The sequence below is a fragment of the Streptomyces sp. NPDC006655 genome (assembly GCF_040703965.1).
Lineage (GTDB): Bacteria > Actinomycetota > Actinomycetes > Streptomycetales > Streptomycetaceae > Streptomyces.
Window position 1 is genome coordinate 12,000 of sequence record NZ_JBEYJU010000014.1, and the last position, 22,122, is coordinate 34,121.

Annotated in this window: 16 protein-coding genes; 7 read left to right on the forward strand and 9 right to left on the reverse strand. The window is 73.7% G+C overall.

Annotated elements, in window-relative coordinates:
* Nucleotides 1-37: 37 nt before the first annotated feature.
* Nucleotides 38-1,117 carry a M12 family metallopeptidase gene (locus AB0958_RS10980; RefSeq protein ID WP_366890052.1) on the reverse strand — a complete coding sequence of 360 codons (1,080 nt, stop codon included), beginning with the start codon at nt 1,115-1,117 and terminating at the stop codon, nt 38-40.
* Between the two features lie 94 nt (nt 1,118-1,211).
* Between AB0958_RS10980 and AB0958_RS10985 the strand changes: the two genes are divergently transcribed.
* Nucleotides 1,212-2,939 (forward strand): LuxR C-terminal-related transcriptional regulator, encoded by a 1,728-nt coding sequence (locus tag AB0958_RS10985; RefSeq protein ID WP_366890053.1) that lies wholly within the window; start codon nt 1,212-1,214, stop codon nt 2,937-2,939.
* Between the two features lie 39 nt (nt 2,940-2,978).
* Here AB0958_RS10985 and AB0958_RS10990 read toward each other — a convergent pair whose 3' ends face one another.
* A complete protein-coding gene (locus tag AB0958_RS10990) occupies nt 2,979-5,543 on the reverse strand; it encodes a CHAT domain-containing tetratricopeptide repeat protein (RefSeq protein ID WP_366890153.1) in 2,565 nt (854 codons plus the stop codon).
* Between the two features lie 150 nt (nt 5,544-5,693).
* Between AB0958_RS10990 and AB0958_RS10995 the strand changes: the two genes are divergently transcribed.
* From AB0958_RS10995 to AB0958_RS11005, 3 genes are read left to right on the forward strand one after another with little or no spacing between them, the layout of a single operon-like run.
* Entirely contained in the window at nt 5,694-7,133 is a 1,440-nt protein-coding gene (locus AB0958_RS10995; protein ID WP_366890054.1) for a S8/S53 family peptidase, read from the forward strand.
* Entirely contained in the window at nt 7,130-7,768 is a 639-nt protein-coding gene (locus AB0958_RS11000; protein WP_366890154.1) for a sigma-70 family RNA polymerase sigma factor, read from the forward strand. The genes AB0958_RS10995 and AB0958_RS11000 overlap by 4 nt, the downstream gene beginning before the upstream one ends.
* The gene (locus tag AB0958_RS11005) at nt 7,765-8,241 is read left to right on the forward strand and encodes a hypothetical protein (RefSeq protein WP_366890055.1); all 477 of its coding nucleotides are present in this window, start codon (nt 7,765-7,767) and stop codon (nt 8,239-8,241) included. Before AB0958_RS11000 ends, AB0958_RS11005 begins: the two co-directional genes overlap by 4 nt.
* 15 nt (nt 8,242-8,256) lie before the next feature.
* Here the strand turns inward: AB0958_RS11005 and AB0958_RS11010 are convergent, their stop codons facing one another.
* The 5 genes from AB0958_RS11010 to AB0958_RS11030 all read right to left on the reverse strand — a co-directional run bounded on the left by AB0958_RS11010 (nt 8,257) and on the right by AB0958_RS11030 (nt 15,772).
* Entirely contained in the window at nt 8,257-9,579 is a 1,323-nt protein-coding gene (locus AB0958_RS11010; protein WP_366890056.1) for a cytochrome P450, read from the reverse strand.
* 84 nt (nt 9,580-9,663) lie between these two features.
* On the reverse strand, nt 9,664-10,455 hold the full coding sequence (locus AB0958_RS11015; protein WP_366890057.1) for an N-formylglutamate amidohydrolase: 792 nt from the start codon (nt 10,453-10,455) through the stop codon (nt 9,664-9,666).
* Nucleotides 10,456-10,524: 69 nt separating this feature from the next.
* The gene (locus AB0958_RS11020) at nt 10,525-11,670 is read right to left on the reverse strand and encodes a homoserine O-acetyltransferase (protein ID WP_366890155.1); all 1,146 of its coding nucleotides are present in this window, start codon (nt 11,668-11,670) and stop codon (nt 10,525-10,527) included.
* Nucleotides 11,667-13,031 carry a bifunctional o-acetylhomoserine/o-acetylserine sulfhydrylase gene (locus AB0958_RS11025; protein WP_366890058.1) on the reverse strand — a complete coding sequence of 455 codons (1,365 nt, stop codon included), beginning with the start codon at nt 13,029-13,031 and terminating at the stop codon, nt 11,667-11,669. Before AB0958_RS11025 ends, AB0958_RS11020 begins: the two co-directional genes overlap by 4 nt.
* 524 nt (nt 13,032-13,555) lie before the next feature.
* Nucleotides 13,556-15,772, reverse strand: coding sequence for an NADP-dependent isocitrate dehydrogenase (locus AB0958_RS11030; protein ID WP_366890059.1), 2,217 nt, complete (start codon nt 15,770-15,772; stop codon nt 13,556-13,558).
* A 215-nt stretch (nt 15,773-15,987) separates the two neighbouring features.
* On the opposite strand from AB0958_RS11030, the gene AB0958_RS11035 reads away from it, so the two are divergent.
* Nucleotides 15,988-17,571: a M1 family metallopeptidase gene (locus AB0958_RS11035; RefSeq protein ID WP_366890060.1), complete on the forward strand. Its 1,584-nt coding sequence runs from the start codon at nt 15,988-15,990 to the stop codon at nt 17,569-17,571.
* Nucleotides 17,572-17,634: 63 nt separating this feature from the next.
* On the opposite strand, the gene AB0958_RS11040 is transcribed toward AB0958_RS11035, so the two are convergent.
* Both AB0958_RS11040 and AB0958_RS11045 read right to left on the reverse strand, forming a co-directional pair.
* Entirely contained in the window at nt 17,635-18,726 is a 1,092-nt protein-coding gene (locus AB0958_RS11040; RefSeq protein ID WP_366890061.1) for a mechanosensitive ion channel family protein, read from the reverse strand.
* A gap of 111 nt (nt 18,727-18,837) precedes the next feature.
* Nucleotides 18,838-19,821, reverse strand: a complete 984-nt coding sequence (locus AB0958_RS11045) for a lysylphosphatidylglycerol synthase transmembrane domain-containing protein (RefSeq protein WP_366890062.1) — start codon at nt 19,819-19,821, stop codon at nt 18,838-18,840.
* 157 nt (nt 19,822-19,978) lie between these two features.
* Between AB0958_RS11045 and AB0958_RS11050 the strand changes: the two genes are divergently transcribed.
* Both AB0958_RS11050 and AB0958_RS11055 read left to right on the forward strand, forming a co-directional pair.
* Nucleotides 19,979-21,844: an ABC transporter ATP-binding protein gene (locus tag AB0958_RS11050; RefSeq protein WP_366890156.1), complete on the forward strand. Its 1,866-nt coding sequence runs from the start codon at nt 19,979-19,981 to the stop codon at nt 21,842-21,844.
* Between the two features lie 25 nt (nt 21,845-21,869).
* Nucleotides 21,870-22,064 carry a hypothetical protein gene (locus AB0958_RS11055; protein WP_366890160.1) on the forward strand — a complete coding sequence of 65 codons (195 nt, stop codon included), beginning with the start codon at nt 21,870-21,872 and terminating at the stop codon, nt 22,062-22,064.
* Nucleotides 22,065-22,122 lie beyond the last annotated feature (58 nt).

Below are 22,122 nucleotides of genomic sequence, written 5' to 3' on the forward strand. Positions count from 1 at the left end.
CCGTGGTCCGGCCTCCGCGTCGCCGCCGTGCGCCGGCTCACCAGCACATGGCCGCCGTCTCTCCCGACCCCCACGTCGAATGGAGACGTACGCGGACGACATAGCGGCGGCCCCTGACGAGCCGCACCCTGATCCTGGCGTTGTGCGGGGTGCCCCCGTCGTCGTGGCCTGCGAGGTAGCGCGGCTCCCCGTCGCGCTCCTCGAAGACCACCACGACACAGTCGCTCTCCCCGAAGGTGCCCACGCTGTAGACGCGGGTCTCCGGCGGCTCCACCGCGAAGTCCCCCTGCTCCCCGGGGCCGAGACCGAGCGGTGCCGAGCGGAACGGCACCAGCGCCGCCGGGGCCGCGGCGGGCGGGTACCAGCGGAGCGCGAACTCCTTGTCCGACGGGGACAGCGAGCCGGACGGGTACAGCCCGTTGTGGTACTGCTCCGGCTCCAGGATCAGACCCGGCCCGAAGGGGAACTGCATCACCGACTGCGGGTCCCACACCGAGCCGTTGGCCTCGGCCGCGTCCAGCCGGCGCAGGATGTCGCGGTCCGTGCGGTCCCGGCTCCAGTGGTTCGGCGGTCCGGCGAGGTCGGCGTAGACCGCCTCGTCGTCCCAGTGGACGCCCGCGAACGGGCTCTGGTGCTCGTGCCGCATCCCGAGCGCGTGCCCGATCTCGTGCAGCGCCGTCCACCGGCCGTCGTGCTCCGTCAGGTCCCAGCCCAGGTTCATGGTGCGCTCGCCCTGACCGACCGAGAGCGCGTCCCGGCCGATCACCGACCAGGAGCCGTCACCCTGCTGGAAGCCGATCCGCAGCTCCGCCTCCGAGCGGTCGGCGACCTCGGTGAACGTCACCCCGATACCGAGGTCCTGCCACTCCCGGAAGCACTCGCGCAGCACGTCCCGCTGCTCCTCGGCACCCGCCCACGGCACCCGTCGGGTCCGCCCGGTCCCCGGGACCGGGATCACCGAGGCGTCGGTGTCGGCGTCGAGGAAGCAGTAGTGCAGAACCGTGCCGTTGACCCACATCCGCCGCCCGGCGGCGAGCGCACCGAGCCGCTCGGCGGCCAGTCCCGGCGCGAACGCCGGGGCCGACTGCCGCGGAAGCGAGCAGTAGCGTCGGTTCATGCGCCCAGCGTGCCGGGCCACCCCACCGGCCGCCTGAGTCGGCGGCTACTCAAGTCCCCCTGTATCAGAGCTGAGCAACGCGACTCGTACTCATGTGACGAGTTACGAACAGGACGCGCGAACCCTCGAACTGCCCTGGCCCTTCACCGGCCGGGAGGACGAACTGGAGCTGGTCAGGCGGTCGTCGGTGGCCGGCCGGCAGGGTGTCGTGGTGACCGGGCCGCACGGCGTCGGCAAGACCCGGCTGATCACCGAGGCCGTACGGGGCGTGGAGTGCGTCCGGGTGACCGGCACCCCCGAGACCAGCACCCTCCCGTTCGCCGCGTTCGCGCACCTGCTCCCCGACGGGGTCTCGCTGTCCGGCGCGGTGCGCCGGCTGTCCGGGGTGCGGTTGCTGGTCGTCGACGACGCCCACCTCCTCGACGAGAGCTCGGCCGCCGTCGTCCACCAGCTGGCCGTGCACGGCCGTACCCGGCTGCTGGTGGCCGCCGCCGACCCGGCTCCGGTGCGCGGCGCGGTGGCCCGGCTGTGGACCGGCGAACTCCTCACCCACCTCACGCTGGAGCCGCTGCCGTACGACGAGACCGCCCACCTGCTCGCCGGAGGTGGGCTGGAGCCGCTCACCGTGCGCCGGCTGCACCGGGTGTGCCGGGGCGATCTGCGGCTGCTGCGCGATCTGCTCGGCGCGCTGCGCGAGTCCGGCGCGCTGACCCGCGTACCGGACACCGGGGAATGGGCCTGGCGCGGCCTGCTGCCGCTCACCGCGACCGTACGGGACCGGATCCGGCCCCTGCTGGAACACCGGGATGCGGGCGAGCGCGACGCACTCGAACGCCTCGCCTTCGCCGAGCCGTTGCCGCGCCACCTCGACGACGGGCTCGACGTCGGGATCCTCGAACGCCTGGAGACGGCCGGCCTGATCCACGTCGACGAGCGGGGCACGGTCCGCCTCGCCCACCCCCTGCACGGCCCCGCCCTGCGCGCCGCGGCGGGCCGGCTGCGGGCCCGCCGGCTGGCCCGCGGCGCCGACCGCTGTGGGCCGGCCCTGAAGGAGGAGCAGGAGCTGCTGGAGGAGCGCGTCGAGCAGCTGGACGTACGGGAGGTGCCGGCCCCGGTGGGGGAGTGGCTGGCCGCGGGGGACCTGCCCGTACCGGCCGGGTACGCGGCGGTGCGTGCCCGGTACTCGTGGCTTCGGGGGGAGCTGCGAGAGGCGGCGGCGTGGGCGAGGGAGGGGCTGCGCGGGGCACCGGGCGACGCCTCCTGCCGTACCGAACTCGCCCGCGCCGCCGCCGAGTCGGGGGAAGCCGCCGTAGTGCGCGGGGACGGGGGTCTCGCGCACTACGGCGCCGTACGGCTGGGGGAGCCCGAGCGGGCCCTGGGGCGGCTGCACGGCGTGCTCGCGCGGCACGCGGAGGCCCTGGCCCGCGGCGACGGGCCCGGCCTCGACCGGGTCGCCGAAGCCCTGGCGGAGCGCGGGCTGCTGCTGTTCGCGGCGGAGGCGCACGCCCAGGCCGTCCGCGCCCACCGCGACCCGCGCGCGGCCCGCGTGTCCCGCACCCGCGCCCTCGCCCTGGCCCGCCGCTGCCAGGGCGCCCGCACCCCGGCCCTGTCCGGCCTGGTCCTCGGTGAACTCACCGCGCGCCAGCGGCAGATCGTCACCCTCGCCGCCGCGGGCCTCAGCAACCGGCAGATCGCCGACCGGCTGACCCTGTCCGTACGGACCGTGGGCAACCACCTCTACGGCGCCTACACCCGCCTCGGCGCGAGCGACCGCACGGACCTGCCGTGGCTGCTGGAGCAGCCGGACGCGCGCTCGGCGTGAGGAAGTCGCCGGCGCGGGCCGCTCCGGGACCTGACCCCCTCAGGCCGCCCCGAACGCCGCGAACGCCCACCCCGTCGCCTGGTGGAGAGCGTCGGCCGGCAGCGCGGCCCGCGCGTCGCACAGCGCCTCCGCCAACGACAGCCCGGCGCCCAGGCCCTTGTGCAGGGCCAGCATGAGGGGCACCACCGCCGCGTCGTTGACGGGCGCGCTGCTCGCCACCACCCCGGCCGTGCCCAGCGGCAGCAACGCCGTGACCAGGCCCAGGAGTTCGTCGGCGCCGACCGAGGCGAGGCGGGCCGTGTCGCAGCTGGAGAGGATGATCCGGTAGGGGCTGCGGGCGAGGCGCTCGAAGTCGTGCACGATCAGCGGGCCGTCGGCCATCAGCAGGGACGAGAACAGCGGGCTGTCCGCACGGAAGGTGCCGTGCGCCGCGATGTGCGCGAGGGCGGCCCCGTCCAGCTCGGCCAGCACCCGGGGCACCTGGGCGTCGTCCTGTTCCAGCACCCTCGCCGTCGGGTACCGGCTCGCCACCTCCGGCACCTCCGCGCCCCCGGTGGCCAGGCCGGGCCCGCGGACCAGTACCTGCCGGCCGCCCGGCGGCGGCTCGGTATCCCGGGCCCGCAGCCAGCTCCCCGCCGACGGCGACACACTGAGCACCCGCTCCCGCAGACAGGGCAGCAGCGCCCACGGCACCCGGTGCAGGGCGCCCGGCGGGACGATCACCACGGGACCGGTGCCGAGCCGGTCCGCCGCCGCGCCCAGCAACAGCTCCTCCAGGCGCCGCCCGGACGCCTCGACCACCGCCAGCCGCGCGTCCGCCCCCGGATGCGCGAGCCGCCGCAGGCCCGCCTGGACGTGCTCCGCCTCGGCCACCGCCTCCGCCAGCAAACCCCCCGCGAAGCGCCGTACCCGGCCCCGGCCGCACAGCAGCACCTGCACCCGGCCGTCCAGGACCGCGAGTTCGACCAGCAGGGTGTCGCCGAGCCGGTCGAGCAGCCGGGCCGGGGCGAACCGGGCGCCCTCACCCGCGGCGGCACCGCGGATGTGGTGGGTGCGGGAGCGGATCTCCCGTTCCAGGCGCCGCTGTTCCCGCTCCAGCGCGGGCACCGGGCGGCGCTCCCGGCGGGCCTGCTCCGCACGCGACGCGATCTCCCGGAACGCGGTCAGCGAACTGAGCAGCGCCGGATCGGCGGGCGGCCGGGTCGGGGGAGCGGACAGGACGGTGGCCCGCCAGCGTTCGCTCCACTCGAGGAGCCGGCGCGGACCGCCGTGCGCGAGGCTCGCCTGCTGCGCCAGCGCGGCCAGTTCCGCGCCCTGCGCGGTGGCCCGGGCCCGCAGCTCCGAGGCGCCCAGCGTCATCCGGTGGTCGTCGAGGACGGCCAGGCCCCGTCGGCACGCCTCCAGCACCCCCCGGCCCGAGCCCGCCGCCCGCGCGCGCAGCGCCTGCGCCGCCCAGCCGGTCATCCGGGCCAGCGGCGGACCGGCGTGCCTGCTGCGCGCGGCCACCGAGAGATGCCGCTCCGCGTCCGCCGTCCACCCCAGCGCCAGCGCGATCCGACCCGCCAGGAGCGAGGCCTCCGGCGCCGCGGGCGCCCCGAAGGACGCCAGCCGGTCGGCGACCCCCGCCGCCTCCTGCACCAGCCGTCCGGACGCGGCCCCGCCCGCCACCCGCGCCTCGATCAGCTCCAGCCGGGCATGCGTCTCCCACCAGCTGCGCCGCTGCCCCGAGAACAGCCGCACCGCGACGGCCGCACGGGCGACCGCGGTCCCCGCGTCCCCGGCCGACCGGGCGGCCCGGGCGGCGGCCAGCAGCAGCTCGGCCTTGCGGGTGGACTGCCCGCCGAGCCGGTCCAGAGTGGCGATCGCCGCGTCCGCCTCGGCCAGCGCCTCCGGCGCCAGCCCCGCCGCCATCAGCACCTCGCAGCGCGCGATGTACAGCATGAACGGCGGGGTGCCCAGCTCGGTGTACCGCTCCTCGGCCTCGGCGAGCAGCCGCAGCGCCGCCGGGACGTCCCCGGAGCGGAACGCGGCCAGGCCCCGGCTCTCCACGGCGACCGCCTTGTCGTGCTCCTGGCCCGTCGTCTCCCACAGCAGCTCCGCCGCGGTGAAGTCCGCGTCCGCCCGGTCCACCGCCCCCAGGGCCAGATGCACCGTGGCCCGCACGCTCAGCGCCCGCGCGGTCCAGATGACGTCGTCGGCCTGCCGCAGCGCCGGAATCGCCCTTCGTACGTCCTCCAGGGCCTCCTTGTGCCGGCCCAGCACCCAGCACGCGTACGCCCGCCGGTACAGCACCCTCGCCCGGGTGTGCCCGGTGCTCCGGGCCACCCCGCGCTCGATCGCGGCCAGCCCCTGCCGGGTGCGCCCCGCATGCACCAACGCGACCCCGAGGGTGCCGAGGACATCCGCCTCCCGCTCCGCGCAGTCCGCGCGGGCCGCGAAGTCACGGGCCCGGCGCAGATGGTCGAGGGCGACCCCCAGGTCCCCGAAGTCCCGTTGCCAGATGCCGATGACCTGGTGCGCCACGGACGCGTCGAGCGGCGGCGGACCGGACCTGAGGACCTGTTCCGCCCGTGCCAGGGCCTCGCCGGGGGCGGCGAACACCATCGGCAGCAGTTCCGTCACCGCATCGCTTCGCGCAGTCACTCCTCGGATGGTAGTGGCGTGGGCAGACATGCCCCACAGGTTTGACGCTGTATCAATCGGCGGCAAGGCGACTCTGACTGGAGAACGCCGTTTCACGGGGGAGGACAAGTCATGGCACCGCAACGGTTCCAGGAGCAGTTCGATCACATCCAGCGCTCCATGCCGGACGTTCCACTGGCGATGGGGCCGGAGGACTCCGCCGAGTTCCTGTACGAGAAGGGGGTCGTGCTCGCCCGCGACGGGGCGGAGGCCCGGGTCGTCGAGGACACCGTGCGCGCCCACTTCACCGCGACCGCCGGACTGGTCGCCGACCACGTCGGCAGGACCGGCCCCGAGCGCAACCGCACCGGGGTCACCCGGATCCGGGTCGGTGACCCGAACCACGGCGACCACACGGCGGACCACGCGGTCGGTCACGCGCTGCGCGCCCTGCGGGAGGCGGAGGACCGCACCGGACGCCGGATGGTCAGCCGCAACCACGTGGTCGCCACCACGAACGCCAACTCCTGCAACCCCTGCGAACCCCTGCCGGCCCTGCTCACCCAGACGCCCAACCCGGGGGCCGCACCGGGCGGTCACGACCCGGACACCGCGGTCCGCGTCCTGGTGATCGACACCGGCCTGGTGCACGACTACCGCTCCTACCCGCTGCTCGCCCACGCCCAGGGCGACCCGCAGATCACCGAGACCGACGCCGAAGGAGTCCTCCAGCAGTACGTCGGCCACGGCACGTTCATCGCCGGCCTCATCGCCGCCCTCGCCCCCAACACGGACATCACCGTCACCAACACCATGAACGACGTGGGTGCCATCCTGGAGTCCGAGTTCGGCGGCAAGCTCTTCGAGGCGGTCGACCGGCACGGCTGGCCGGACATCATCAGCCTGTCCGCCGGCACCTCGAACGGCAGCGCCGACGGACTGCTGGGCGTCGAGGCCTTCATGGAGGCCCTGCGCGGCCAGCCCACCCTGCTCGTCGCCGCGGCCGGCAACAACGGCAGCGAGACCTGCTTCTGGCCCGCCGCCTGCGCGGATCTCACCGGCTACGAGGACACCGTCCTGTCGGTGGGCGCGCTGCGCAGCGACGGCGTGTCCGGCGCCTGCTTCACCAACCACGGCGACTGGGTCGACGTCTACGCCCCCGGCGAGCTGCTCACCGGCCCGCTGGCCGGTTTCGACGCGCCCGTGCCGTACGTCTACCAGCACACCACCTACGAGGCCTGCCGGTTCGGCTTCACCTACGCCTGCACCTGCCAGTACCCGCGCCACACCGGCGTGCTGACCGACACCGGGACGACCGGCCCCGGCAAACCCGACCAAGTGATGTTCGAAGGATTCGCACAGTGGAGTGGAACATCGTTCGCCACCCCCGTGGTCGCCGGCCTCGTCGCCGACTGGATGACCACCCACCAGGAGACCGACCCGCGCGCCGCGCGGGCCCGGCTGCTCGCGGCGGCCGCGGAGTACGCCGAGGTGCGCGGGGCGCAGGTCCCGGCGCTCCGCCCGGCCACCTGGCAGCCGGTTCCGGTCGTCCACCTGGCCGCCTCGGCCTGAGTTCCGGAACACTCCCCTCCACGGCGTACGATGACTTGCCGTACACGAGGGGTGGGACCGTGGACCGAGCAGAGGTCGGCGCGCTGGTCCAGTCCGCCGTCGACGGTGACGCGGCGGCCTGGAAGGCGCTCGTGGAAGGGCTGAGCCCGCTGGTGTGGTCCGTGGTGCGCGCGCACCGGCTCTCCGACGCCGACGGGCACGAGGTGTACCAGACGGTGTGGTTCCGGTTCGCCCAGCACCTGGGCCGCATCCGGGAACCCGACAAGGCCGGTTCCTGGCTGGCCAGTACGGCCCGCAACGAATGCCTGAAGGTGATCCGGGGGCTGACCCGGCTGATGCCGACCGACGACCCCCAGGTCCTGGACCGGATCAGCGAGGACCGCACGCCCGAGCAGTCCCTGATCGACGCCGAGGAACGGGCGGCCGAGGCCGAGCGGATCCGCCTGCTCTGGCAGGAGCTGGAGGAACTCGGCGACCGGTGCAGGCAGTTGCTGCGCGTCCTGATGGCCTCGCCGCCGCCCAGCTATGTCGAGGTGTCCGTGGCGCTGGGCATCGCGGTGGGCAGCATCGGCCCGCTGCGCCAGCGCTGCCTGCGCCGGCTGCGGGCCCGGCTCGACGCGAGGGGTGCGGCGTGAACGACCTGTTCCCGGACGAAGAGGGCCACGGCGACGCCGGGTTCGACCTGGACGCCCTGGAGGAGGAGCTGCGCCAGGCGGCCGCCGTGCTCGACCCGCTCCCGGCCGGCCTGCTGCAAACGGCCATGGACGCCTATGCGTTGCACGATCTGGACGCCCGGATCGCCGAGCTGACCTTCGACTCGCTCGTCGACGCCGTCCCGGTCAGAGGAGCCGAGGACCCGCCCCGGATGCTGACCTTCCGGGCGGGCGGACTCACCGTGGACGTCGAGCTCACCGGCGAAGGACTGCTCGGCCAGGTGCTGCCCCCGCAGCCCGCGCGCGTCGAGGTGCTCGGCGGCCCGGCGGCCGGGCACCCGCTCACGGCCGACGGCATGGGGCGGTTCGCCGTCGACACCCCGCCCGCCGGACCGTTCGCGCTGCGGCTGCGGGCCGGCGGGGAAGTGATCGTCACGGAGTGGCTGCGGGCCTGAGGGGTCCGGGCCAGGTCACCAGGTGACGGGCAGGGTGCGCGGCCCGCGGATCATCGTCCTGCGGCGCCACCGCACGTCCTCGGCCGGCACCGCGAGCCGCAGCCCCGGCAACCGGTCGAGCAGGGTGTCGACCAGCAGTTCGGTCTGGAGCCGGGCGAGGACCGCGCCCGTGCAGTGGTGCGGGCCGTGGCCGAAGGCGAGATGCGGGTTGGGCTCGCGGTCCGGGACGATGCGGTCCGGGTCCGGGAAGACGGCCGGGTCGCGGTTGGCGGCGAGGTAGGAGACGTACACCGGATCGCCGGCCGCGATCCGGGTGCCGTCGGCCAGCTCGACGTCCTCCAGGGCGATCCGGGCCAGCCCCACGGTGCTGCGGTGCGGGATCCAGCGCAGCAGTTCCTCCAGGACCGGCCCGCGCTCCGCCGGCCGCTCACGCAACCGTGCCATCAGCTCCGGCCGGGTGAGCACCAGGAACAGCATCTGGCCGCAGTTGTGGGTCACCGCCTCGCCGCCGATCTGCAGCGGGCCGGCCAGTCCCACGGCCTCCTCCGCCTCGATCTCGCCCCGCGCCACGGCAGCCCCGAGCAGCGAGTACACGTCGTCGCCGGTGCTGTTCGAGCGCGCGCGCACCGTCTCGGTGATCCACCCGTACAGCCCCTGCTTGGCCGCGTCCGCGGCCTCGGCGCCGCCCGAGGTGGAGATGATCCGCCGGGTCCAGGCGTGCACCCGCTCCCGGTCCGCCTCCGGTACCCCCATCACCTCACTGACCACGGTGATCGGAAACGGCTCCAGGACCCGCGCGACCAGATCGGCGGGCGGCCCGTCCCGCACCACCCCGTCGACCAGTTCGTCGAGGAGCCGCTGGGCCCGGGGCCGCAGCCGCTTCATCGCGGAGACCGTGAAGGCGCCGGCGACCGGCTTGCGCAGCCGGTTGTGGTCGGGCTGGTCGGCCCAGGCCAGCGAGCCGGGACGCGGTGCGAAGTGCGGGGCGAGCCGGGTCACCTGCCGTCGGGTGACCGCCGCGCGGCTGAACCTCGGGTCGTTGGTGACGGTCCTGACGTCCTCGTACCGGGTGGCGAGCCACGCCCAGCCCTCGCCGAACGGCAGCCGGATCCGGGTGACGGGACCCTCCGCCATCAGGGCGGCGAGGACCGGGTCGAACTCCGTCCCCGCCAGCTCCAGCGCGGGCCACTCCCGTACCGGCGGCGCGGCCCCGCGGACGGCCGCGGCCGCCTCGGGACAGACGCTCGCGGCCACCCCGGGACAACCGGGCGGGGCGGGTTCCGCCGAGGTGCGGGCGGTCGTCTCCGTGGGCGTGGGCGCGGTCGTCTCCGTGGTCATGCCTCCACGGTCGTACGGCCCGAACCCGGTGTCCTGCGGGAGTGCTCCAGCCGGATGGGTGAACGCGGCCGGGCCGCCGCGGACTCAGCGGCCGAGGGAGTCCACCAGCGTGGCGAGCGCGGTGGCGAGCCGCCCCAGACCCGCACCGGCCGGACCGCCCGGCTCGGTCATGTACAGGTCCCGCCGGATCTCCACCATCAGCGCGCCGACCCGCGCATCCGTCCCGTAGTACTCCAGCGGTACGTAGGTCCCGCCGAACGGACTGTCCAGCCCCGTCTCCCCGCATCCCGCGAACGCCCTGCGCGCCGCCCGCGTCAGCTCCCTTGGCGTGTGGAAGCGATCCGTCCCCAGGCACACCGGTGGCCGCGGCCCCGCCCCGTGCAGCTCGTAGGGCAGCGCCAGGCTCGGGTAGGAGTGCAGGTCGATCACCACTGCCCGGCCGGTCGCGGCGAGCCGCCCGGCCACCGCTCGCGTCATCGCCGCGGCGTACGGCCGGAAGTACCGGGCGACCAACGGCTCGGGGTCGAACCCGTCGGCCCGCAGCACCTCCCGGTGCGTGGTCCGCGTGTACACCGCCCCCATCCCGACGGCGAGCATCTCCTCCCGTTCGTCGGGGAACCGCTCCGGGTCCACGACGAGCCGCGACAGCCGGTTGACGAACCGCCAGGGGGTGACGCCCGCCAGCGCGGCCGCCGCCTCCGCCAGCTCGGCCGTGTGCGCGTCCGTGATGTGGTCCAACTCCCGCTCCAGCGCGGTGTCGTCGAGTTCGATCCCGGCCCTGACCGCGGCCGGAACCGTCCGCGCCGAGTGCGGCACGTGCAGGAGCACGGGCGACTCGTCGGCGCCGGGCAGGAGTTCGTACGACGGCTGGGACACGGGCGGCTCCGGGCATCGGTGCGGACGGCGAGGAGGATCAAGGTGCCACACCGACGGCGGCGGGACCAATCAGCCGAGCAACTCCCGTACCAGCGCGCCCACCTGCCCGGTCTCGATCAGGAACCCGTCGTGGCCGTACGGCGACTCGATCAGCCGGAGCCGGTCGGCGGACGGGATCAGCGCCGCCAGCTCGGCCTGCTGGGCCGGGGGATACAGCCGGTCGGAGTCCACGCCCGCGACCAGCGTCCGGGCCGTGACCCGGGCGAGGGCCCCGCGCACCCCGCCCCGCCCGCGGCCCACGTCGTGGGCGTTCATGGCCTCCGAGAGCACCACGTAGCTGCCCGCGTCGAAGCGCCGCAGCAGCTTGGCGGCGTGGTGGTCGAGATAGGACTCGACCTGGTAGCGGCCCCCGTGGAAGGGGTCCTCGGCGCCCTGCGGGGCGCGGCCGAAGCGGGCCTGGAGCTCGGCCTCGCTCCGGTAGGTGACCTGGGCGATCCGGCGGGCCAGTCCCAGTCCCGCGTGCGGGGCGCGGCCCGTGCCGTGGTAGTCGCCGCCGTGCCAGTCGGGGTCGGCACGGATCGCGCCGAGCTGGGCGTTGGTCCAGGCGATCTGCTCGGCACCGGCCGCCGCCGTCGTGGCGAGCAGCAGCAGGGCGCCGACCCGCTCCGGGTACGACACCGCCCACTCCACGGCCCGCATCCCGCCCATGGAGCCGCCGACCACCAGCGCCCACCGCCCGACGCCCAGCGCGTCGGCGAGCCCGGCCTCCGCCGCGACCTGGTCACGCTGGGTCAGGAAGGGAAAGGCACCGCCCCACGGCCCGCGCCCTGCGGCTCGCGGGGAAGCCGGTCCGGTACTGCCCTGGCAGCCGCCCAGCACGTTCGGGGCGACCACGAACCACCGGTCGGTGTCCAGGGCCAGTCCCGGCCCGACCAGCCCGTCCCACCAGCCCGGCGTGGGATGCCCCGGTCCGGCGGGACCGGCGACGTGGCTGTCACCGGTGAGCGCGTGCAGGACGAGCACCGCGTTGGAGGCGTCCGGCGCGAGCCGGCCCCAGGTCTCGAACGCCAGCCGCACGCCGGGGAGTTCACCGCCGGCCTCCAGCGGCAGCGGGCGCCGTGCGGCATGCCACCGGCGCCGGCCGGGCGGATCCCCCTCCCGCCAGGCCCCGAAGGCCGGCGGAAGGGGAACCGCGGGACGGGGCACGGCGTTCAGGACGCCGCGTCCTTGGCGGCGCGGAAGCCGGCCTCCAGGTCGGCCTTGAGGTCGGCGAGGTTCTCGAGGCCGACCGACAGCCGCACCAGGCCCGGTGCGGTCCCGGTCGCCGTCAACTGGGCCTCGTCCAGCTGGCTGTGGGTGGTGGACGCCGGGTGGATGATCAGGCTGCGCACGTCACCGATGTTGGCGAGGTGACTGAACAGCTCGACCGCGTCCACGAACCGCTTGCCCGCCTCGATGCCGTCCCGCAGTTCGAAGGAGACGATCGCGCCGGCGCCGTTGGGCAGGTACGTCCGCCCCGCCCTGTACCAGGGGCTGGACGGCAGGCCCGGATAGTGGACGGCGGCGACCTCGTCGCGCTGTTCCAGCCACTCGGCGAGCGCCTGGGCGTTGGCCGAGTGCCGCTCCAGCCGCAGGCTGAGCGTCTCCACACCCTGGAGCAGCAGGAACGCCGAGTGCGGGGAGAGCGCCGGGCCGAGATCGCGCAGCAGCTGCACCCGCAGCTTGATCGCGAACGCGCCCGGTCCGAGCGCCGGCCAGTACCGCAGGCCGTGGTAGCTGGGGTCGGGCTCGGTGAAGTCCGGGAAGCGGTCGGCGTGGGCGCCGAAGTCGAAGGTGCCGCCGTCCACGACCACACCCGCGATCGCCGTGCCGTGCCCGCCGAGGAACTTGGTCGCGGAGTGCACCACGATGTCCGCGCCGTGCTCCAGGGGCCGCAGCAGGTACGGCGTCGGGACCGTGTTGTCCACGATCAGCGGCACCCCCGCCGCGTGCGCCACGTCCGCGACCGACCGCACGTCGAGGACGTTGCCGCGCGGGTTGCCCAGCGTCTCCGCGAACAGCGCCTTGGTGTTCGGGCGGATCGCGGCCCGCCAGGCCTCGGCGTCGTCCGGGTCGTCCACGAAGGACACCTCGATGCCGAACCTGGGCAGCGTGTGCCGGAACAGGTTGTACGTGCCGCCGTAGAGCGACGTGCTGGAGACGATGTGGTCGCCCGCGCCCGCCAGTGTCAGGATCGCCAGGGTCTCCGCGGCCTGCCCGGAGGCCAGCGCCACCGCCGCGACCCCGCCCTCCAGGGCGGCGATCCGCTGCTCGAAGACGTCCTGGGTGGGGTTGTGGATCCGGGTGTAGATGTTGCCGGGCTCGGCGAGCGCGAACAGGTCGGCGGCGTGCTGGGTGTCCCGGAAGACGAACGACGTCGTCTGGTAGATCGGCGTCGCGCGGGCGCCGGTCGTCGGGTCGGGCACGGCTCCGGCGTGGATCTGCCGGGTCTCGAACGACCAGGCCGAGGTGTCGGGCCCGGCGGGCTGCTCCGCGGGCGTGTGACCGGCGGTGACGGAGTCGATGGGCTGGCTCATGGTGCTGCTCCTCGTGCGGGAAGGCATGACCGCGTGCGCGTACGGGCACGCGTCGGCGGAACGGAGGGCGGGGGCGGGGGCCGGGCCGGAGCGTCAGCTCACGGCGGGACACCCCATGGTGGTGACACGCACGAAGTCCACGTGGCGTCGGCTCACAAGCACCGTCATGCGCCGAGCGAACCACAGCGGATCCGGACGGACCAGACACCCGCAGCGCGTGACATGCAGACTTCACGAACGAGATACACACGGCCGGCCGCGGCGGCGGTCAGGGACCGCCCGGCGGTCACGTCGCTGGCCGGCGGCGGTGACTCGTCGGCCGGGGTGAGCGGCGTGCGGGGTTCCGGCAGGCGCGGGTGAAGCGGCGCACCGCCGAGGCGGGCGACGCGATGGGGCACCTGCGGCCGCAGTGGCGGACGTCGGCGACCCACGGCAACGCCGCAGCGGCGCGGACAGGGCTCCGCCCCGGCAGGCGGGGTGCCTGCCGGGGCGGAGACTTCAGAACTTCAGGAGGCGGCTTCGGCTCAGAGCGCCGCGAGCGCCGCGTTCCAGGTCGCCGACGGGCGCATGACCGCGTCCGCCTTGGCCTTCTCCGGCTGGTAGTAGCCGCCGATGTCGACGGACGAGCCCTGGACGGCGTTCAGCTCCTCGACGATCTTCCGCTCGTTGGCGGTGAGCGTCTCGGCGAGCGGCGCGAACGCCTTGGCGAGCTCCGCGTCCTCGGTCTGCTTCGCCAGCTCCTGCGCCCAGTACAGGGACAGGTAGAAGTGGCTGCCGCGGTTGTCGATGCCGCCGACGCGACGGGTCGGGGACTTGTCCTCGTTGAGGAAGGTCGCCGTGGCCCGGTCGAGGGTGTCGGCCAGCACCTTGGCGCGGGCGTTGCCGGTGAACTCGGCGTACTGCTCGAAGGACGGCACCAGGGCGAAGAACTCGCCGAGCGAGTCCCAGCGCAGGTAGTTCTCCTTGACCAGCTGCTGGACGTGCTTGGGGGCGGAGCCGCCGGCACCGGTCTCGAACAGGCCACCGCCCGCCATCAGCGGGACGACCGACAGCATCTTGGCGCTGGTGCCCAGCTCCAGGATCGGGAAGAGGTCGGTCAGGTAGTCGCGCAGCACGTTGCCGGTGACGGAGATGGTGTTCTCGCCGCGGCGGATGCGCTCCACCGACAGCCTGGTGGCCTCCACCGGGGACAGGACACGGATGTCCAGGCCCTCGGTGTCGTGCTCCGCCAGGTACTGCTCGACCTTGGCGATCAGGTTGGCGTCGTGGGCGCGGCCCTCGTCCAGCCAGAAGACGGCCGGGTCGCCGGTGGCGCGGGCGCGGGTGACGGCCAGCTTCACCCAGTCCTTGATCGGCGCGTCCTTGGTCTGGCAGGCGCGGAAGATGTCACCGGCGGCGACCGGCTGCTCGATCAGGGCGTTGCCGGCGGCGTCGACCACGCGGACCGTGCCGGCGGTGGCGATCTCGAAGGTCTTGTCGTGGGAGCCGTACTCCTCGGCCTTCTGCGCCATCAGGCCCACGTTCGGGACCGAGCCCATGGTGGACGGGTCGAAGGCGCCGTTGGCCCGGCAGTCCTCGATCACGGCCTGGTAGACACCGGCGTAGGAGGAGTCCGGGATGACCGCGAGGGTGTCGGCCTCCTGGCCGTCCGGGCCCCACATGTGGCCGGACGTGCGGATCATGGCCGGCATCGAGGCGTCGATGATGACGTCCGAGGGGACGTGCAGGTTGGTGATGCCCTTGTCGGAGTCGACCATCGCGAGGGCCGGGCCCTCGGCGATCTCGGCGTCGAAGGAGGCCTTGATCTCGGCGCCCTCCGGCAGGTTCTCCAGGCCCTTGTAGATGCCGCCCAGGCCGTCGTTCGGGGACAGGCCGGCCGCCTTCAGGGTCTGGCCGTACTTCGCGAACGTCTTCGGGAAGAAGGCGCGCACCACGTGACCGAAGATGATCGGGTCGGAGACCTTCATCATCGTGGCCTTCAGATGCACGGAGAACAGCACGCCCTCCTGCTTGGCGCGGGCGATCTGCGCGGCCAGGAAGTCGTTGAGCTGCGCGACGTGCAGCACGGAGGCGTCGACGACCTCGCCTTCCAGGACCGGTACGGAGTCCTTGAGGACGGTGGTGGTGCCGTCCTCGGCGACCAGCTCGATCCGCAGCGTGCCGGCCTCGGAGATCACCACGGACTTCTCGGTGGAGCGGAAGTCGTTCTCGCCCATGGTGGCCACGTCGGTCTTGGACTCGGGCGTCCAGGCGCCCATGCGGTGCGGGTGGGTCTTGGCGTAGTTCTTCACCGAGGCGGGGGCGCGGCGGTCCGAGTTGCCCTCACGCAGGACCGGGTTCACGGCGGAACCCTTGACCTTGTCGTAGCGGGCGCGGATCTCGCGCTCCTCGTCGGTCTTCGGGTCGTCCGGGTAGTCCGGCAGCGCGTAGCCCTTGCCCTGGAGCTCGGCGACCGCGGCCTTCAGCTGCGGGATCGACGCCGAGATGTTCGGCAGCTTGACGATGTTGGCCTCGGGGGTCTTCGCCAGGTCGCCCAGCTCGGCCAGCGCGTCCGGGATGCGCTGGTCCTCGTTCAGGTACTCCGGGAAGTGCGCGATGATGCGCCCGGCCAGCGAGATGTCGCGGGTGTCCACGGCGACACCGGCCTGCGAGGCGTACGCCTGGACCACCGGCAGGAACGAATGCGTCGCCAGGGCCGGGGCCTCGTCTGTGTAGGTGTAGATGATGGTCGAGTCAGTCACCGGGTGCTCCGCTCCACGTCTGCAACATTGCTCGACATCAAGATATCTCTTGACCGACCCGGTCTCGACAGGGGTCCGCGACTCGGAAGATCCGACTGTCATACGACAGGCAACCGAATCGGTCACCACGGTGGTCAACAAGACGAGCCGCCACCACCGGCCGCCGGACGGACCGACCACCCGTCCGCCCAGCGAAACCCGAGTGAAAGCCGACGATGAGATATCGCACCAGAGTGACGGCCCCGGCGGTCGCCCTGCTCGGCACGGCGACCGTCCTGGCCACGGGGGCCCCGGCCCTCGCGCGTCCCTTCTCCGCGGGGGAGAAGAGGGGCGCCGCGAGGGCCGGGGGCGAGGTGCCGGCACCGGGCCCCGAGACCCTCGGCGACCCCGTCTTCCCGGCCCTCGGCAACGACGGCTACCGCGTCCGCGCCTACGACCTCGACCTCGCCTACGACGCCACGACCCGCCTCGTCGCCGGCACCGCGACCCTGCGCGTGCGCACCACCGAGAACCTGTCCCGCCTCTCCCTGGACGCTCTCGGCCTGGACATATCCGCCGTGCGCGTCGACAACCGGGCCGCCGCCTTCGAGCTGGTGGGCGAGAAGCTGCGGATCACCCCGGTCCGGCCGCTGCGCGAGTGCGACGAGGTCACGGTGTGCGTGACCTACTCGGCCGACCCGCGCCGGACCCTCCCGCACACCGCCTGGGTGCCCACCCCCGACGGCTTCGCGATCTGCCCGCAGCCGGACTCCGCGCACACCGTCTTCCCGTGCAACGACCACCCGTCGGACAAGGCGGACTTCACCTTCCGCATCACCGTCCCCAGCGGCGTGCGCGGGGTCGCGAACGGCCTGCTCACCTGCGTCGAGGACCTCCCCGGCGACCGGACGGCCTACTCGTACCGCTCCCGCTCGCCGATCGCCACCGAACTCGTCCAGATCACCGTCGGCGACTACCTGGTCAGGGACCGGCAGGGCCCGCACGGCCTGCCGCTGCGGGACGTCGTCCCCACGGCTCGGGCCGCCGCCCTGGAACCGGCGCTCGCCCTCACCCCGGGCCAGGTGGGCTGGCTGGAGGACCGGCTCGGCGTCGCCTTCCCGTTCGAGACCTACGGCCTGCTGCCCTGCAACTCCGACGACCCGGCCGCCTTCGACTTCACCGGCCTGGAGACCCAGACCCTCACCCTCTACAAGCCGAACTTCCTGCTCCAGGAGGAGGCGCGGATCGGCTCGCACATGATGCACGAGCTGGTCCACTCCTACTTCGGCAACCTGGTCTCGCCCGCCACCTGGGCCGACCTGTGGCTGAACGAGGGCCACGCCGACTTCTACGGGCTGCTCTACCGCTACGAGCGCGGCTGGCCGGACTCCCTGGGCCTCACCACCATGGAGGCCCGGATGAAGGACACCTACGCCCGCGGCGACCAGTGGCGCCACGACTCGGGGCCGGTGGCCGCCCCGAACGCGGTCGACCTCTTCGACAGCCAGCGCTACCTCGGGGGCGTCCTGACCCTGTACGCCTTCCGCGAGCTGGTCGGCGAGGACGTCTTCCACGCCGTCGAGCGCACCTTCCTGGAGCGCTTCCGCCGCCGCTCGGCCTCGACGGCGGACTACATCGCCGTGGCCTCGGAGGTCTCCGTCCAGGACCAGTCCGGTTTCCTGCGCGACTGGCTCTACGGCACGACGACCCCGCGGATGCCCGGTCACCCGGACTGGACGGTCACCCCGGTGACCCCGGCCCCGGCCACCCCGCACAGCCTGCGCGGCGGCCACCACCACGACAACTCGGCGACGCTCTAGGCGCCTCGGCAGAGGGGGCGACCCGGCAGGGGAGGCGACCCGGGCGGGGGGGCTGGTCGGGGGCTAGTCGGTGTGCGGCAGGCCGGACGGCATCCCGTCCGTGACGCGCTGCTGCGGGATCACCACGGCCCCCTGCTGGAGCGCCACCGTGCGGGCCGGGGCCGGGATGCGGATGCCCTCCTCGCGGTAGCGGCGGTGCAGGCGCTTGATGAACTCGTGCTTGATCCGGAACTGGTCGCTGAACTCGCCGACCCCGAGGATCACCGTGAAACCGATCCGCGAGTCGCCGAACGTGTGGAAGCGGATGGCCGGTTCGTGCTCCGGGACCGCGCCGGTGATCTCGGTCATCGTCTCCGCGATGACCTCGTGCGTGATCCGCTCGACGTGGTCGAGGTCGCTGTCGTAGGCCACGCCCACCTGCACCAGGATCGTCAACCGCTGCTCGGGGCGCGTGTAGTTGGTCATGTTGGTCTTCGCCAGCTGGCCGTTGGGGATGACCACCAGGTTGTTGGAGAGCTGACGGACGGTCGTCTGACGCCAGTTGATGTCCACGACGTACCCCTCCTCGCCGCTGCTCAGCTGGATGTAGTCACCCGGCTGGACGGTCTTCGAGGCGAGGATGTGGATGCCCGCGAAGAGGTTGGCGAGGGTGTCCTGGAGCGCCAGCGCGACCGCGAGACCGCCCACCCCCAGGGCGGTGAGCAGCGGCGCTATGGAGATGCCCAGCGTCTGCAACACCACCAGGAAACCGATCGCGAGGACCAGCACCCGGGTGATGTTCACGAAGATCGTGGCCGATCCCGCGACCCCGGAGCGGGACTGGGTGACCGACTGCACGAGCCCGGCGATCACCCGCGCCGCGGACACCGTCACCGCGAAGATCAGCAGCACCTGAAGGCACTGGTTCGTGTGGTGCTGGACCGTCTTCGTCAGCGGCAGCACCGCCGCCGCGGCCGCCGCGCCGCCCGCGAGCGCCGCCCACGGGACCACCGTGCGCAGCGCGTCCACGACGACGTCGTCACCGCTCCAGCGGGTCCGCTTGGCGTGCTTGGCCAGCCAGCGCAGCAGCCCGCGCGAGAGAAACGCCAGCAACAGACCCGCGGCCAGCGCGATCGAGGCCAGGACCAGGTCGTCGACGGTGAGCGCTCGGTTCACCGGTTACCTCCGTTCGGTAGTGCAACCGCTCATCCTGCCGCATCCGCACAGAGGTTCGCACCGACACCGGCTCAGACCGGCCTCGGTGCGGGGCAGTTGAAAAGCCGCCGGTCAGATGACCTTCAGTCGCACCAACGCTCCCAGGGTCAGCGCTCCCGGCAGCAACGGCACCCATACGGTGATGATCCGGTACGCCAGCACCACCGCCGTGACCACCGCCACCGGGCCGCCCGCCGCCACCAGCGCCACGATCAGCGCCGCCTCCACCGAACCCAGGCCGCCCGGCGTGGGGATCAGCGCGACCGCGACCGTGGCCGCCAGGTAGGCCAGCGCCATGTGCGCGGGCGGCAACCGAAGACCCAGCGCCTGCCCCACCGCCACCAGGCCCACCGCCTGGAGCGCGGGGAACGCCAGCGAGCCGCCCCACAGCGCCAGCGCCCGCGACGGACGCGCGTGCACCGACCTGGCCTCGCTCAGCGCGGTGCGCACGAACCGGAACACCGGCCCGCGCACCCGTCGGGCGCCGAACAGCACGCCCAGGGCCGCGGCCGACAGCGCGCAGACGGCGGCCAGCACCGGGCCGGCGTCCCCGGCGGGAAGCAGGCCGTCCAGCCGCAGCGCGTCGGGGAAGGCGAAGAAGAGGGCGGCCATCAGACCCACCCGGGCCACCGACTCGGCGAGCAGGTACAGGGCGAGCGCGGCCGAGGAGGTGGCGAGCGGCACCCCGCACACGGTCATGAACCGCAGGTTGACCGCACCCGAGCCGAGGCCCGTCGGCAGCAGGTGGTTGGCCGAGCCGGCCGCGAGCTGGGTCGCCAGCAGCCGCCAGCGCGGCAGCGGCTGGATCACCGCGCCCTGCCGGGTGAAGGCCGCGGCCACCCAGGTCAGACAGGTGGCGCCGGCGGCCGCCAGCAGCCATGGCCAGGAGGCGGACCGCAGCCGGCCGAAGCCCTCGACGAGGACCGGCCAGTGCTGCACCGCGATGACCGCGACGAGCACGAGCGGCACCAGGGTGAGGACGTGCCGCACCGGGACGCGGCGGACGAGCCGGGGGAGACGGCTCTCACGGAAGCCGGGGATTCTTTCCGCTGTCACACCCCGAGAGGTTCTCCGCGCCGGCCCAACGCCGGGTGGCGGAAGAGGAGACTCCGGATGACGGCCGGGATGCGGCTGGGGTTGCTCCGTACGGGGGGGCAGGCGAGCACACCTTGACCTCAACGAACCTTGAGGTTCTACGTTCTCCTCCATGAGTATGGAGACCACCGCCTGGATGCAGCTGCACAGCGTGATGACCGCCCAGCAGGAGCGGCGTCCGTTCGACCGGGCCACGCTGCGCCGCATCGCCGCCTTCGCCCGCCCGCACCGCGCGGGCATAGTCCGTTTCGTCCTGCTCGGGGTGGTGACCGCCCTGCTCGCCGTCGCGACCCCCGTGCTCGCCGGTCATGTCGTCGACGCGATCGTGTCGGGGCACGACGCCGGCACGGTCGTACGGCTGTCGCTGCTGATCGCGCTCGCCGCGGTCGCGGAGGCGGCGCTCGGGGTGCTCGGACGGCGGCTCTCGGCGACGCTCGGGGAGGGACTCATCCTCGACCTGCGCACGGCCGTCTTCGATCACGTGCAGCGCATGCCCGTCGCGTTCTTCACCCGCACGCGCACGGGAGCGCTGGTCAGCCGGCTCAACAACGACGTGATCGGCGCCCAGCGCGCCTTCGCGGGCACCCTCTCCGGAGTGGTCAGCAACCTGGTCACCCTGGTGCTCACGCTCGTGGTCATGCTCACCCTGTCCTGGCAGATCACCCTGCTCGCGCTGGTGCTGCTGCCGCTGTTCGTGGTGCCCGCCCGCCGGATGGGCGGCCGGATGGCCCGCATGCAGCGCGAGGCCGCCGCCCTCAACGCCGACATGGGCACCCGGATGACCGAGCGGTTCTCCGCCCCGGGCGCCACCCTGATCAAGCTCTTCGGCCGACCCGAGGAGGAGTCCGCCGAGTTCACGGCGCGCGCCGCCCGGGTCCGGGACATCGGGGTGCGCACCGCCACCGCCCAGTCGGTGTTCATGACCGCGCTGACCCTGGTCTCCTCGCTGGCCCTCGCCCTGGTCTACGGCCTCGGCGGCTGGTTCGCGCTGCGCGGCACCCTTCAGGCGGGCGCCGTCGTCTCCCTCGCCCTGCTGCTGACCCGCCTGTACGCCCCGCTCACCGCGCTCGCCGGCGCCCGCGTCGAGGTGATGAGCGCGCTGGTCAGCTTCGAGCGGGTCTTCGAAGTGCTCGATCTGAAGCCCCTGATCGAGGAGAAACCGGACGCCCGTGAGGTCCCCGACGGCCCGGTCGCCGTCGAGTTCGACGACGTCCGGTTCGCCTACCCGGCCGCCGACCAGGTCTCCCTCGCGTCACTCGAAGAGGTCGCGGTCCTCGACACGCGCGGCGGCGCCGACGTCCTGCACGGCGTCTCCTTCCGCGCCGAACCCGGCCAGACCGTCGCCCTCGTGGGTTCCTCCGGCGCCGGCAAGTCCACCATCGCCCAGCTGCTGCCCCGCCTGTACGACGTCGACGGGGGCGCCGTCCGCGTCGGCGGCGTGGACGTCCGCGACCTGACCGCGGACTCGCTGCGCGCCACCCTCGGCATGGTCACCCAGGACGGCCACCTCTTCCACGACACGGTCCGCGCCAACCTGCTGCTCGCCCGGCCCGCGGCCACCGACGACGAACTGTGGGAGGCCCTCGGCCGCGCCCGCCTGGACGAGGTCGTACGATCCCTGCCCGACGGCCTGGACACGGTGGTCGGCGAGCGCGGTTACCGGCTCTCCGGCGGTGAGCGCCAGCGCATGACCATCGCCCGGCTGCTGCTGGCCCGCCAGCGCGTCGTCATCCTCGACGAGGCCACCGCCCACCTCGACAACACCTCGGAGGCGGCCGTCCAGGAGGCGCTCACCGAGGCACTGGAAGGGCGTACGGCCGTGGTCATCGCGCACCGGCTGTCGACGGTGCGGTCCGCCGACCAGATCCTGGTGGTGGAGGCCGGGCGGATCGTGGAGCGGGGAACCCACGAGTCGTTGCTGGCGGCGGAGGGACGGTACGCGGAGCTCTACCGGACGCAGTTCGCGCAGGCGCCGGTCGTCTGAGCCGCGCGATACGGGGCGCACCTCCTTGACGCCGGTGGACTGCGACGGCACCGCCACCGCAGTCCACCTGGCGCGGCCAACCTTCTGGTCCGCCGACCGCGACCGGCCCTGGACCGGCGGCTCCGCCGACAGCTGCTCCGGCGTGGGCCAGTCGAACCGGGACCACACCCGCGTCCTCGCCGCATACACCGCCCGACCCTCCGGACCCGCGGCGGCGTGACCCGGCGGACGCACCGGGTCACCCGCCGCGAAGCGGGGTGGTGGTACGTGTGGGGCGG

Excerpts from the sequence above, each read along its gene's own strand:
- AB0958_RS10980 (WP_366890052.1), bottom strand. The coding sequence starts at position 1,117 with ATGAACCGACGCTACTGCTCGCTTCCGCGGCAGTCGGCCCCGGCGTTC.
- AB0958_RS10990 (WP_366890153.1), bottom strand. The coding sequence starts at position 5,543 with ATGGTGTTCGCCGCCCCCGGCGAGGCCCTGGCACGGGCGGAACAGGTC.
- AB0958_RS10995 (WP_366890054.1), top strand. The coding sequence starts at position 5,694 with ATGGCACCGCAACGGTTCCAGGAGCAGTTCGATCACATCCAGCGCTCC.
- AB0958_RS11010 (WP_366890056.1), bottom strand. The coding sequence starts at position 9,579 with ATGACCACGGAGACGACCGCGCCCACGCCCACGGAGACGACCGCCCGC.
- AB0958_RS11025 (WP_366890058.1), bottom strand. The coding sequence starts at position 13,031 with ATGAGCCAGCCCATCGACTCCGTCACCGCCGGTCACACGCCCGCGGAG.
- AB0958_RS11035 (WP_366890060.1), top strand. The coding sequence starts at position 15,988 with ATGAGATATCGCACCAGAGTGACGGCCCCGGCGGTCGCCCTGCTCGGC.
- AB0958_RS11050 (WP_366890156.1), top strand. The coding sequence starts at position 19,979 with ATGGAGACCACCGCCTGGATGCAGCTGCACAGCGTGATGACCGCCCAG.